Source organism: Streptomyces sp. NPDC059373, from assembly GCF_042751495.1.
In the GTDB taxonomy this organism is placed as follows: domain Bacteria; phylum Actinomycetota; class Actinomycetes; order Streptomycetales; family Streptomycetaceae; genus Actinacidiphila.
Genome location: NZ_JBHYXC010000049.1, coordinates 35995 through 47892 on the forward strand (window position 1 = coordinate 35995; position 11898 = coordinate 47892).

Sequence of the window (11898 nt, forward strand, 5' to 3'; positions counted from 1 at the left end):
AGCGGTGCTAGGATCGAATCATGTCGGCACAGGAACGCAAGCAGCGCGAACGGGTCAGCCGCGAGCGCCTCATCGTGGCCACGGCCCGCGAACTCGCCGAGCAGCAGGGCTGGGACGCGGTCACCACCCGGCGGCTCGCCGAACGCATCGAATACAGCCAGCCCGTCCTCTACAGCCACTTCCGCGGCAAGCGCGAGATCATCGGCGCCGTCGCTCTGCAGGGCGCTTCCGAGATGGCCGTGGCGATGCGGGCCGCGACCGCCGCCGCCGACGGCCCCCGCGCCCGGGTCACCGCGCTGGCCCGCGCCTACCTCGCCTTCGCCGAACGCCATCCGGCGGTCTACGACGCCCTGTTCCAGCTCGACGGCGGCCTGGCGTACGCGCAGGAGGACACCCCCGAACCGTTGAAGGACGCCTTCGCCGCGCTGCTGGAGTGCCTCAGCGAGGTCGCCGGGGACGGCGTGCGCCCGGAGCTGTTCACCGAGACATTCTGGGCGTCCCTGCACGGACTGGCCACCCTGACCCGAGCGGGACGGCTCCCGCCGGAGGACACCGAGTGCAGGACGGAGCTGCTGGTGGACCGGCTCGCCATGCTCTGACGCACCGTCCCGGATGGCACACGGCCGGGGTCCTCGGGCCCCGCTGCCTGCCTGCGGCATCGCTTCCGGTCACTCGCGCCCACACGGCGCAGCCGCAGATCGCCGGCCCCGTACCCCCGACGGGGCACCCGGCCCGGAAGCTGCGGTGCTCATTGATCACGACTCGATACGCGCCCTAGCCGGTGGTTGTGCGCTGAGCAGAGTGAGGGCGTTGCGGATGCCCTCTTCGAGGAGCTCGTCGGAGAGTCGCCGGTCGGCCAGGGCGCGGGAGAGCTGCAGCGTCCCGACCATCATGGCGTAGACGCTGAGGGTCTTCGTGCGCACCGAGCGCGGATCGGCAGGCGCCAGGCGAGCGGCGATACCGTCGATGACGGCGAGCACGCCGTCGGTGTACGCCTGCTTGGTCTCGTCCGCGCAGCGCCCTATCTCGTCGAGGAGTGCGGCGGAGGGGCAGCCGTCGTCGGGACTGTCGCGGTGCTGGGGCGACAGATACCACCGTACGATCTGCTCGAGTCCGGCGATCCCGGGGGCCGCCTGCTCGATGACGTTCGCGTACTGCGTGCGCAACTGGTCCGCGACCGCGGCGGCCACGAGGTCGTCCTTGGATTCGAAGTGGGCGTAGAAGGCGCCGTTGGTCAGTCCGGCGTCCGCCATCAGCGTCGAGATGCCCGAGCCGTCGATACCGTCCTTCTTGAACCGGCGGCCGGCGGTCTCGATGATCCGCTGCCGGGTCGCCTGTTTGTGTTCTTTCCCGTAACGCGCCACGCGCTCGCTCCTTTGTGCGCCGGAAGGGTCGCCTGCCCTCCGCTGGCTTCGCCATCGTATTGGATTACGAACGAACTCCAATGGGAGGCGACCGGCATCTGGAGCACCGCCACGCCTTCTTTGCGGCCAGCCCGATTCAGTCGTTGCCGGACGCCATCGAGATCACGACCTTTCCGGCCGTGGTACGCCCCTGCTCGACGTACGCCATCGCCTCGAGGGTCTGGTCGAAGGGGAAAGTGCGGTCGATGACCGGGCGGAGCCGTCCGTTGTCGTACAGGGCGCCGAGTTCGCGGAGCTGGGTGCCGCTGGCCTGCATGAAGAAGAACTCATAGCGCACGCCCAGGGCCTTGGCCTGCTTGCGCACCTTGCGGCTGAGCGCGTTCATGGCCATGCCCATGAACGAGGGGGCGTCGAGTTGCCTGGCGAAACCGGCGTCCGGCGGGCCGGCGACGCCGATGGCCAGGCCGCCCGGCTTCAGCACGGTCAGCGACTTCTCGAGGTTCGCCCCGCCCAGGGAGTCCAGCACCAGGTCGTAGCCGGACAGCACCTTGGAGAAGTCCTCCTTCGTGTAGTCGACGACGATGTCGGCGCCGAGGCTCCTGACCAACTTCTCGGTGCGGGTGTTCGTGGTCGTCGCCACCGTGGCGCCCAGGTGCTTGGCGAGCTGGATGGCCGTCGATCCGAGGCCACCGGCACCGGCGTGAATGAGCACCTTCTGACCCGGCATCACGTGGGCGCGGTCGACGAGGATCTGCCAGGAGGCCAGTGCCACCAGGGGCACCGCGGCCGCCTCGCGAGGGGTGAGGGACTGCGGCTTGGGTGCGACGTCGTCCTGGTCGATCGCGATGAACTCGGCGAAGCCTCCGATCCGCAGGTCGCGGGGACGTGCGTAGACCTCGTCGCCGACGGCCACGTCGCGCACGGCGGACCCGACCTGCGTCACGGTGCCGGCGATGTCGTGGCCGAGTACGAAGGGCAGCCTGTACTTCAGGAGTCGTTTGAACTCCCCGTTGCGGACCATCTTGTCCAGCGGGTTGATGCTGGCGGCGCTCACCCGGACCAGGACGTCGCTGTCCTTGACGGTGGGCTCGGGAACGTCTGCGGCGCGCAGGCCGTCCTTGCCGTACTTCTCGACGACGAATGCCTTCATGTCAGCCATCTCTTTGTGTGATCTTCTCGGTTGCCTTCTTGGCGGACGATGCGCATGTCCGGGCGGCTTCCACGTCAGCTGCCGAGGTGTCGGCGAAGCCACTGACCCATCTGCCCGATCGCCCGGTCCACCTCCGGCACGCGCCCCGCGCCGAGGATGAACGAGTGCTGGCCCCCGGGCAGCGGGCGGACTTCGGAGGTGATCTTGAAGTCGGCGAGTCGGCGGCCGAAGTCGGCGCCCTCGCCGGCAAGCGTCTCGTACTCGCCGTAGTGGAGGGCTGTGGGCGGCAGGCCGGTCAGGTCGGCGTTCACGATGCTGATGTCGGGGTCGGCGAAGTCCACGCCGGGGTCCTGCAGCCAAGCCGCTCGGAACTGCTCGAGGATGTCCCGGCTGAGCATCTTGTCGTGTTCCTCGTTCTCGTCCACCTTCGGGTTGCTGATGGTGAGGTCGGTCCACGGCGAGATGCTGACGATCGCCCCGGGGGTTGCCTCGCCCTTGGCGAGCAGGCGCAGCGGCAGCGCGACCGCGAGAGTGCCTCCAATGGAGTGGCCGGTGCTGCCGATGTTCCGCGGCTCGTAGCCCTGCGCGAGCAGCCAGCGGTAGGCGGTCTCGGCGTCGTCGATCTGCGCCGGGTGGGGGTGCTCGGGTGCCAGGCGGAAGCCCACGACGAGTGAGCGGGCTCCGGCTGCCTTGGCGATGTGGCCGGCGGCCTTGCGGTCCGACGCGATCGAGGCGGCGACCGATCCGCCGAAGTGGAAGTGGAGCAGCGCCTTGTCAGGGTCGGCGCCCTCAGGGATGACCCACAGGGCGTGGACGCCGTCGGCGTCCACGTCGGCGTAGGTGACGCCTTCCGGCTCGGTCGATGCCGAAGCATGTGTGTCGACGATGTCGCGGACGACGGCCAGATCGAGGCCCGGTGTCGACGCCTTCGCGCGCACGCTTTCGAGGAACTGTGCGAACTGCTGTGCTTCCGTGCTGATTCCCATGGTGCTGCTCCTTGTCAGGTCAGAGCTGAACGCGCCTCTCGCGCGCCCTGCAGGTCGATGAGCCGGGTGCGACGTCAGCCGGGCATCCGGTTGAACCTGCGGATCTGCTTGTCGAAGATCCCGGCGGGGACGAGGCGTCGCGCGGTGGTGATGCGTGAGGCGAGCGGTCCGGCGGTGTAGCGCAGCTTCGGCTTCGGGGCGGTGGCTGCCGTGACGATCTCCTTGGCGACGACGGCGGGGTCGTCGCCGGCCTTCATCGCCTCAGCGACCACCTCGTCGAAGACACGCCGCCGCTCCGCATACAGCGGCAGCGGGGTGTCGGGCTGCGCGGCATTGGCATCGAAGGCGGTCCGGGTGTAGCCGGGCTCGACGAGCAGGACGCGGACGCCGTGCTCGCGGATTTCGTGGTCCAGGGACTCGGAGTAGCCCTCGATGGCGTGCTTCGCGGCGACGTAGAGGGCCATGTAGGGCTGCGGGATGACGCCGAGGACGGACGAGAGGTTGACGATGCGTCCACGGCGCTGGGCGCGCATGTGCGGCAGGACGGCCTTCGTCATGCGGACGAGACCGAAGAAGTTGAGGTTGAAGAGGCTCTGGGCCTGGGCGACGGAGTTCTCCTCGGCGGCGCCGGCCGAGCCCAGGCCGGCGTTGTTGACGAGGACGTCGATCCGACCGAACCGTTCGATCACTTCCTGGACGGCAGCGGTGACGGATTCGTCACTGGTCACGTCGAGGTCGAGGAAGGTCACACCGGCCGGCGGGGTGAGTCCCGAGGTGTTCCGCCCGGTTCCGATCACCTCGAACCCGGCTGCGGCGAAGGCGCGAGCGGTTGTGTTACCGATCCCCGATGACGCCCCCGTCACGAGTGCTACCGGCCGTTGTGTCGCCATGACGGACTCCTTGGGCAATTGAATTACGATCGTTTACCTTACGGTCGTAATGCTATGGCGATGTGGGGCGGATGGCAAGGAGCGCGGCCCCGGCGGCCGCATGGCCGAGAACCTCCGGCTTGGCGTGGGTCGTCGGCGACGGCCTACAACGCCACTCCGAAGGCGCAGAGCGCCACGCCGTGATCGCAGCCCGCGCGGCACGCACCATCCCGCCGTCCCGACTGTGGCAACTCGGTGATGTCGGCACCGTCGCCACTTGACTAGAGATCTTTAACGGTGGGGGTTCTTCGCCTGGTGACGGCTGACGCGGGGTTCGCTATGCCGGATGTATGAGGTATCCCGATGGTGGTGGGCTGACGGCTGGGGAACGGGCCCGGCGTGAGCAGGTGCGGCTGGCGGCGGCCGAGTTGATCGAGGCGGGGGCCAGTGATCAGGAGGTGGCCCGGCGTTTCCGGGTGACGCGGGTGTCGGCGAACCGCTGGAGGCGGGCCTTGGCCTCGGGCGGCAGGCAGGCCTTGGCCTCGAAGGGGCCGGGCGGTGCACGCTGTCGGCTTGACCCGGCCCAGCTGCGGGCGCTGGAGGCACTGTTGGACGGCGGTCCGGCCGCGCATGGCTGGAGTGAGGATCAGTGCTGGACGCTGGCCCGGATCGCCGAGGTCGTCCGTCGCCGGTTCGGGTTGGATTACACCCTGGCCGGGCTGGACCTGCTGCTGCACCGGATCGGCTGGAGCGTGCAGGTCCCGGCCCGGCAGGCCACCGAGCGCGACGAGTCGCGGATCGCCGGGTGGAGGGACGAGCAGTGGCCCGTCATAAAAGGACGGCGGCGGACCTGGGCGCCTGGCTCTGCTTCGAGGACGAGGCAGGCCAGGGCCTGAGGCCGCCCAAGGGCCGCACCTGGGGCCGGCGCGGTCACACTCCGGTGGTGCGGGTGACCGCAGCGGGCACCAAACGCGTCTCGCTGGCCGCACTGATCTGCACCAAGCCCGGCCACCGGGCACGGCTGATCTACCGCACCCACATTGACCGCGGACCCCGCAAGGACCGGCGCAAGGGCTTCACCGAGACCGACTACGCCGCCCTCCTGGACGCCGCTCACCAGCAGCTCGGCGGCCCCATCGTCCTGGTGTGGGACAACTTGAACACGCACGTCAGCCGCACGATGCGGGGGCTGATCGCCGCCCGATTATGGCTGACTGTCTACCAACTGCCGCCGTACGCGCCGGAACTCAACCCGGTCGAGGCGGTGTGGTCCCACCTGAAGAGATCCCTGGCCAACCTCGCCAAGCAGAGCATCGACCAGCTGACCGCCCTGGTGAAGACCAGGCTCAAACGGATGCAGTACCGACCCGGCCTCATCGACGGTTTCATCGCCAAGACCGGACTCGACCTCACACCGCCATAACCCCCGCCGTTAAAGATCTCTAGCTATTCGGCAGGTGCTGATAGCCCCCTGCTCCAGCCAGGCGAAGCATCGACTCATTGGTCTTGCAGTGTTCACCTGCGGCGATGGCCACGCCGGATACGCATAAGATCCCGTATCAGCAGTCGCTGGAGCTGTCCCGGCTGGTTTTGCTGGACGAGGTGCCCGCCAACGCCGAGAGCTGGTTCGCCGCCAGAGCGTTCCGGCTCGCCGCCGAGGCCGGCGTGCGGGCAGTCATCGCCCACAGCGCCCCGCACTCACGCGAGCGCCGCACCCCTACCGGCGTCGAGCAGCTTCACCCCGGCCATTGGGGCACGATTTACCAGGCCAGCGGGATGGCCTACCTGGGTCGCACGCGGCCACGCCGGCTGTCGGAAGATGGCGACCCAGCCGTTGACACGTGGCCTGGGCGGGTCGCGCGGACGACCTTGCCGACCGCGTACCAGGTGGCGCGCCCTGCGTTCGCGCGTCAACCCCGGCGGCCGGCGCTTCGATCTCGATCAGGGTCTCCAGGTAGCCGATCACGTCGAGGCCTATCCTTCGACAGCAAAGTTAGTCGTGTGTAGCGCGCTGATCTGGGGCGACCGAGTTGGGTGTCAATGCGCGACCGCCGGGTGAGAGCTCATCTCCTCAATGCGGTAGGACTCTTCATTCCCCGTTTGGGGGCTCGCCTCCTTGTGGTGGGATGCGGGCCCGGCTGAGCTTCCATGGTGCTCACCCGGCCTGCCGGGGCTGGTGTAGCCGAGGGCTTTGATGTTGGCGGAGCGGTCGCCGGGGGCTGCAGGTCGGCATAAGGGTGGAGTTCAGCGCCGGTCTCGATGCGGATCGTCCGCTGCGGCCGGCCGGTGTCCGGGGAGGAAGTGCCGCTCTCGCCCAGGAGGTGCAGGACGGCTTCGGGGCCGTGGTCGCGGCGGGCGGTCGCGAGGGCTTCCAGGTCCCAGGCCATGGTGTCGACCACTGTGGTGCGCGGGCCGCGTTTTTGGGCGGTGCCGCGTGCCAGCACCAGTCCGCTGTGGAAGACGGTGTGCGCGCAGGCTGGGTGGAGTCCTCGAAGAATGCCAGGTCCACGAGCCCGGAGCCGTCGTCGTGACCCTGGGGAAGGCGGAGCTGCGTCGTCGTCCCCCATGGCGCCAAGGTTCTCGGGCCGCCCGATAACCCACCGGTCGTTAGGACTGGTCAGGACTGTCCAGGGTGGCCGTAGGCCAGCGCGCAGCGTCGCCACAGGCGCCCCTTCACCGGACCTCGTGGACTGCCATCCTGGACGCCTTCCGTCTGGCCCCCGGCGCCGACGTCATCCCGGTCACCAGCAGCCAGCTCCGCATTGTTCACGGCGGCGACTGCCGCGCCGTTCGCGACGTCCGGCCCGCTCCACCACCGGCCAAGTCCGGGCCAATTCCACCAGCTCGAAGGGCACTGTGTGGCACCTGCCACCCGGGGCGGGGTCTGGCGCTGGTGCGTCTCTCGTTACACGTCGGCAGTCATCTCTTCTATGCGTTCGGCGAATCCGTCGGGTGGCAGGGGGAGATCGATGTCGTCGTCCACGAAGCGCACGGCGGTCTTTACGTAGCCGACGACGGCGTTGGTGGCGTCGGGGACTGCCTTGCGCCGGGCGATGACTTGCAGGACGTTGGCCGTTGCGGCGGTCTTCTCGTCGCGGCCTTCCTTCACGGCGCGGGCCCACAGCGCCCGGCCGCTGCGGGGGACCTGGTCGTGCCACCAGTTGGCCTCCTGGATCTCCCCGAGGGCCAGGTGGTGCAGGAATAGGCAGAACTTGGCTAGGCCGTCGTCGGCTCCGGCGGCGAACTGCCACCAGAAGCGGGCGCTGTCCTCCCGGGCGGCTAGGTGCAGGACGCAGGCAAGGACCCGCGCAGCGTCAGGTTCGAGTATCCGGCTTGGGTCGCTGTCGGACTGCAGGGTGGTGCCGGAGACGAAGTCCGACAGGGCGTGCAGGGCGTTGGTCTGGCTTATGACGATCTTGCACATGTGGCGCAGGTCGTCCGCGGCCTCCTGCCGGTCGCGGGCTTCGGCGTCGGCGTCGGCGTCGACGTCCCACGAGTCGGGACGTGCAGGCCCGGGCCACAGGTCGGCGGAGGTGGCGTCGTCGAAGGTGAGTGCTCCGGACACAAGTCGTTGAGTGGTCGCAGCGCCCAGCCGGGCCTGCGCTGCGGCGAGTTCGTCTTGGGTGTATTCGGGTACTAGGAGCCGGGCCCTGGCGATGAACTGGTCGAGCGACGTCGGTGCGGTCATCGTCGTATCCCCTTAGGGTCAAGGTCCAGCGACGCGGCTAGTCGGCGCCGGGCGTCGCGGACGGTGGAGCGGACGGTGGCTTCGGTAATGCCGAGCACACCGGCGGTGTCGCGGGTGGAGTACTCAAGGCTGAAGCGCATGAGGAAGACGTCGTGCTGTCGTTCGGGGAGGGCGTCGATGGCCTCCCACAGCGCCATGCTGGTCTCGAGCTCTCCGATCGGGTCGACGCTCTGGTAGAGGGCCGCGGTGGCGAAGATGGCGTCGGCCATCTTCTGCCGTCGGCTGCGGGAGCGGGCGGCGTCCTTGGTGCGGTTCTTCACCAGCCACCAGGCGTAGGCGGCTGGCTCGGGCTGCTCCAGTACTTTCTTCCACTGGGCCAGCAGCTCCAGCATCGCCTCGTGGACCGCGTCCTCCGCATCGGCCCGGGACCCGAGGTACATCTCAGCCCACCGGATGTACGTGCCGCAGTACATGGCGTGGAACGCCTGGAAGTCGAGCGGTTGTTGCCCGTCGATTGTCTTGGGGCGCCGCGGCTCCCGGCCGCTGGCTTTGTAGGTGGGAACGGACATCGCTTGTCGACGAGTTTGGGCAGCACTTGTCGATCAGATAGCCGCGAAATATCGATGAGAACTGACACCACGCTGGGAGGGCTGGCCCATCCTGGGGAGGCCTTGGTGACGGCTGCCCGCCGGCCCGTGCTGCTCCGGGCGATGCTGAGCCGCCTGGTGCGGCGTTTTAACGATTGCCGTCAGAGGGTTCCCAGACCGAGCAGTCGTGGGCGAAGAGCACGCGTCGTGGGTCGAAGTCGGCGAGCCGTTCCAGCCAGTGCTGGTAGGTGGGAAGCGGCTGCTCCACGCCGTGGAGCACGGCGTGGCGGGCCAGGTGGTCCGAGGCGAAATGGGATGCGAAGTCGTGTGCCTGGCCGGCGAGGATCACGGTGCCGTCGTCTTGCTGGAGGACAGTGACTGATGCCCCTGGGTGTGCCCGGGCGTCGGGATGATCCAGATTCCTGGCCAGACCTCGGTCTCACCGTTGAGTTCCTCGTAGGCTGCGCCGGGGAAGTCGACAAGCTCATCGATGGTGTAGCCGCCTTGGCGGGCGGTGGCCAGCTCCATGTCCTGGACCAGGATCGGCTTTCCGCTCAGTAGGGGGTTCCCTCCGCAGTGGTCGAAGTGGAGGTGGCAGTTCACCACGAGGGAAATATCGGCGAGGGTGGCTCCAGCCGCCGACAGGGCGTCCTGCAGCGCCCGGCGTCGGGGCCGGTAGTGCGCTTCGGTCTCGGAGTCCGCGCTGCCGATGCCGGTGTCGAAGAGAATCAGTCCCTGGTCGTGCCGCACCAGATAGGCGAGCACGGGTTCAACCCGCGGTTGCGGACCGCCAGTCTCCGATGCGGGCCGGATGAAGTACCCCAGGTCAAGCCGACGCACTGCGATGTTCTTCCCCATCCGGCCATCCTGGCAGGCCGCGATCTGCGTTCCAGCTGGTTTGCCGACAGCGGAAAACGCCCTGCAACGTCCATCGATCCGCAGCAGGTGAGCAATCCCGTTCCCAGCTCAGCGTGTGACGGAGTCCTGCGCGGCGGCGCGGGCCTGGGTGATGGCCAGACGGAAGCCAACGCTGTCTTCACCGTCCGGAAGCCCACTCCGTACTTGTGCTGCAGGGCCCGGTTCGACAGGCCAGCACGGGCATCACGGCGGATCGCCGCGTAAAGATCGACCTTGGACTTGGGCGGCATCGGCGCCCCCTCACCACACGGAGCACTCCGATGCTCCCACCGCAAGGCTCCAAGTGGTGTCAAAACTCGTCGATATCACTCTCCGCCAGCACCGAGTGCTGTCGCCGCTGACCGACAAACGGTGTCAGCTCTCAGGTTCTGGCTCAGGTTGTGTGATCCGTGCACTCTGAGTGACGGCGGAACTCCTTGAGTTGGCTTGGGAAGTTGCCTCAAAACGAGCAGTGGCAGGAGTGACTGGGCCGACAGTTCGGGGCTGTGAAAGAGATCTTGCTCCGGCTGGAGGAGTTGTTGTTCCCGTCGATCGCGGACGTCGCGGTGCTGTCGGTGGACGTGAACATTGCGGTAGTGCGTGTTGATGCGCGCTGCACGGCTGCGGGCGCCTGGTGTCCGGGGTGCGGAACTTGGGCCGACCAGATTCACGGCTCCTACCTGCGGTTTCCCGCTGATGTTCCGAGCGCGGGACGAAGCGTGGTACTCCGGTTGCGGGTCCGCCGGTTCACCTGCCGGAATGCCGAGTGCCCGCGCCGCACGTTCGTCGAGCAGATACCCGGCCTGACCCGAAGGCACGGTCAGCGGACCGAGCGGCAGCGCTCGACCCTGGCCGCGATCGGGCTCGCCCTCGCCGGTCGGGCAGGCGCCCGCCTGGCCGACATCGTCGGCGTGCCGGTCAGCCGCAGCACGGTCCTGCGGCTGGTCGACGCACTTCCCGAGCCGGAGGCGCCCGCTCCACGGGTGGTCGGTGTCGACGAGTACGCCACGCGTAAGGGCCGCCACTACGGCACCGTCCTCGTGGACGTCGAAACCCGCCGGCCCGTCGACCTGCTGCCTGACCGGGAAACATCGAGTCTGGCCGCGTGGCTGGCCCAGCGCCCGGGAATCGAGGTCGTATGCCGGGACCGTGCGCCGTTCTTCGCCGAGGGAGCCACCGTCGGTGCCCCGCAAGCCGTGCAGGTCGCGGACCGGTGGCACCTCTGGCACAACCTCAGCGAGGCCGCCGAGCGGAGCATCGCTCAGCACCGCCAATGTCTGCGCGTCCTGGTCCCCGAGATGCCTGAACCGCCCGAGAATGAGCCCGGCCCCGCGGAGAAGCCGTCCGGCTCGCCATGGCCGACCGGCCACCGATTCGCCGACCGAACCCGGACCGTGCACGCCACCGTCCATGCTCTGGTGAAGGCAGGGCATAGCCGTCGCGCGATCCAGCGGCAGCTCGGCATGACGAGCCGAACCGTCAAACGGTACGCGGACGCCGCCAGGCCGGAAGACCTCTTCACTGGTCAGTGGCAGACCCGGACCTCGGTCCTTGACGAGTACAAGCCCTACCTCGACGACCGCTGGAACGAGGGCGGCACCAACGCCTGGAAGCTGTGGGAAGAGATCGTCCCGCTCGGCTACAAGGGCAGCTACCAGCGAGTTCGCGCCTACATTCGTCAGAAGCGCACGTCGCCACGGCCCGTGACAGCCCGGCCGCCCTCGCCCCGGAGTGTCGCCGGATGGGTCCTCCGACGTCCGGAAACCCTTTCCGAGACCGAGCAGCTCCACCTGAAGAACGTCCGGGACAACTGCCCCGAAATCGACGCACTTACCAGGCACGTCCGGTCCTTCGCGACCATGCTCACCGAACGCCAGGGCGAGCGCCTGCTGGACTGGCTCGACGCCGTCAGACAGGACGACCTCCCCAGCCTCCACACGCTCGCCGCAGGCATCGACCGCGATCGTGAAGCCGTCATCGCCGGGCTCACCCTCCCCTGGAGTTCGGGTGTCGTCGAAGGACATGTCAACCGAATCAAAATGCTCAAGCGCCAGATGTTCGGGCGCGCAGGCTTCGCCCTCCTCCGCAAGCGCGTCCTGCTGGCAGGCTGAGAGCTTCCCTGACCGGCTATCGGCAGAGATCATGGTCGGTATGAAGAACTGGTCCGGGCAGGACACAAGCGACGACAGCAGCGTTCCTCAGCCCAAGTGGACCGAGGAGATCGACCTTCAGACCATTGACGCTGCCGGCCTGGTGCATCACCTACTGACCTTGAATGCGTGGTGTCGTGGGGGCTGACGGGTGGTGATCCCTGCGGTATGCCGTGTGTATGAGGTACGCGCAGGGCGGTGGCTTGA

General features: G+C 68.2%; 10 protein-coding genes and 2 pseudogenes. 4 read left to right on the forward strand and 8 right to left on the reverse strand.

Annotated features, from left to right (window positions below; translation table 11 throughout):
• Positions 1–20: 20 nt before the first annotated feature.
• Positions 21–599 (forward strand): TetR/AcrR family transcriptional regulator, encoded by a 579-nt coding sequence (locus ACFXJ5_RS36350; protein ID WP_384641112.1) that lies wholly within the window; start codon positions 21–23, stop codon positions 597–599.
• Between the two features lie 156 nt (positions 600–755).
• Here the strand turns inward: ACFXJ5_RS36350 and ACFXJ5_RS36355 are convergent, their stop codons facing one another.
• From ACFXJ5_RS36355 to ACFXJ5_RS36370, 4 genes are all read right to left on the reverse strand, one after another.
• A complete protein-coding gene (locus ACFXJ5_RS36355) occupies positions 756–1364 on the reverse strand; it encodes a TetR family transcriptional regulator (protein WP_384641115.1) in 609 nt (202 codons plus the stop codon).
• A gap of 136 nt (positions 1365–1500) precedes the next feature.
• Complete coding sequence (locus ACFXJ5_RS36360; RefSeq protein ID WP_384641118.1) at positions 1501–2514, reverse strand: NADP-dependent oxidoreductase; 1014 nt, start codon at positions 2512–2514, stop codon at positions 1501–1503.
• 74 nt (positions 2515–2588) lie between these two features.
• Entirely contained in the window at positions 2589–3500 is a 912-nt protein-coding gene (locus ACFXJ5_RS36365; protein ID WP_384641121.1) for an alpha/beta hydrolase, read from the reverse strand.
• 74 nt (positions 3501–3574) lie between these two features.
• Positions 3575–4390 carry an oxidoreductase gene (locus ACFXJ5_RS36370; protein ID WP_384641124.1) on the reverse strand — a complete coding sequence of 272 codons (816 nt, stop codon included), beginning with the start codon at positions 4388–4390 and terminating at the stop codon, positions 3575–3577.
• A 329-nt stretch (positions 4391–4719) separates the two neighbouring features.
• Between ACFXJ5_RS36370 and ACFXJ5_RS41275 the strand changes: the two genes are divergently transcribed.
• Positions 4720–5792, forward strand: a protein-coding gene (locus ACFXJ5_RS41275; protein WP_459254000.1) for an IS630 family transposase whose coding sequence is annotated in 2 segments (ribosomal slippage) — positions 4720–5206 and positions 5206–5792 — 1074 coding nt in all. Because the reading frame shifts where the segments join, the coding sequence is not laid out codon by codon here.
• Between the two features lie 104 nt (positions 5793–5896).
• Entirely contained in the window at positions 5897–6376 is a 480-nt protein-coding gene (locus ACFXJ5_RS41280) for a Mom family adenine methylcarbamoylation protein (protein ID WP_459254001.1), read from the forward strand.
• Positions 6377–6526: 150 nt separating this feature from the next.
• Here the strand turns inward: ACFXJ5_RS41280 and ACFXJ5_RS36385 are convergent.
• The 4 genes and pseudogenes from ACFXJ5_RS36385 to ACFXJ5_RS36400 form a co-directional block, all read right to left on the reverse strand.
• Positions 6527–6896, reverse strand: a pseudogene (locus tag ACFXJ5_RS36385) (single stranded DNA-binding domain-containing protein); the annotation flags it as partial.
• A 378-nt stretch (positions 6897–7274) separates the two neighbouring features.
• A complete protein-coding gene (locus tag ACFXJ5_RS36390; RefSeq protein WP_384641132.1) occupies positions 7275–8057 on the reverse strand; it encodes a hypothetical protein in 783 nt (260 codons plus the stop codon).
• Positions 8054–8626, reverse strand: coding sequence for an RNA polymerase sigma factor (locus ACFXJ5_RS36395; protein ID WP_384641135.1), 573 nt, complete (start codon positions 8624–8626; stop codon positions 8054–8056). Before ACFXJ5_RS36395 ends, ACFXJ5_RS36390 begins: the two co-directional genes overlap by 4 nt.
• 166 nt (positions 8627–8792) lie before the next feature.
• A pseudogene (locus ACFXJ5_RS36400) lies at positions 8793–9502 on the reverse strand (N-acyl homoserine lactonase family protein).
• Positions 9503–10047: 545 nt separating this feature from the next.
• Here ACFXJ5_RS36400 and ACFXJ5_RS36405 point away from each other — a divergent pair.
• Positions 10048–11652 (forward strand): ISL3 family transposase, encoded by a 1605-nt coding sequence (locus ACFXJ5_RS36405; RefSeq protein ID WP_384641137.1) that lies wholly within the window; start codon positions 10048–10050, stop codon positions 11650–11652.
• Positions 11653–11898: the final 246 nt, after the last annotated feature.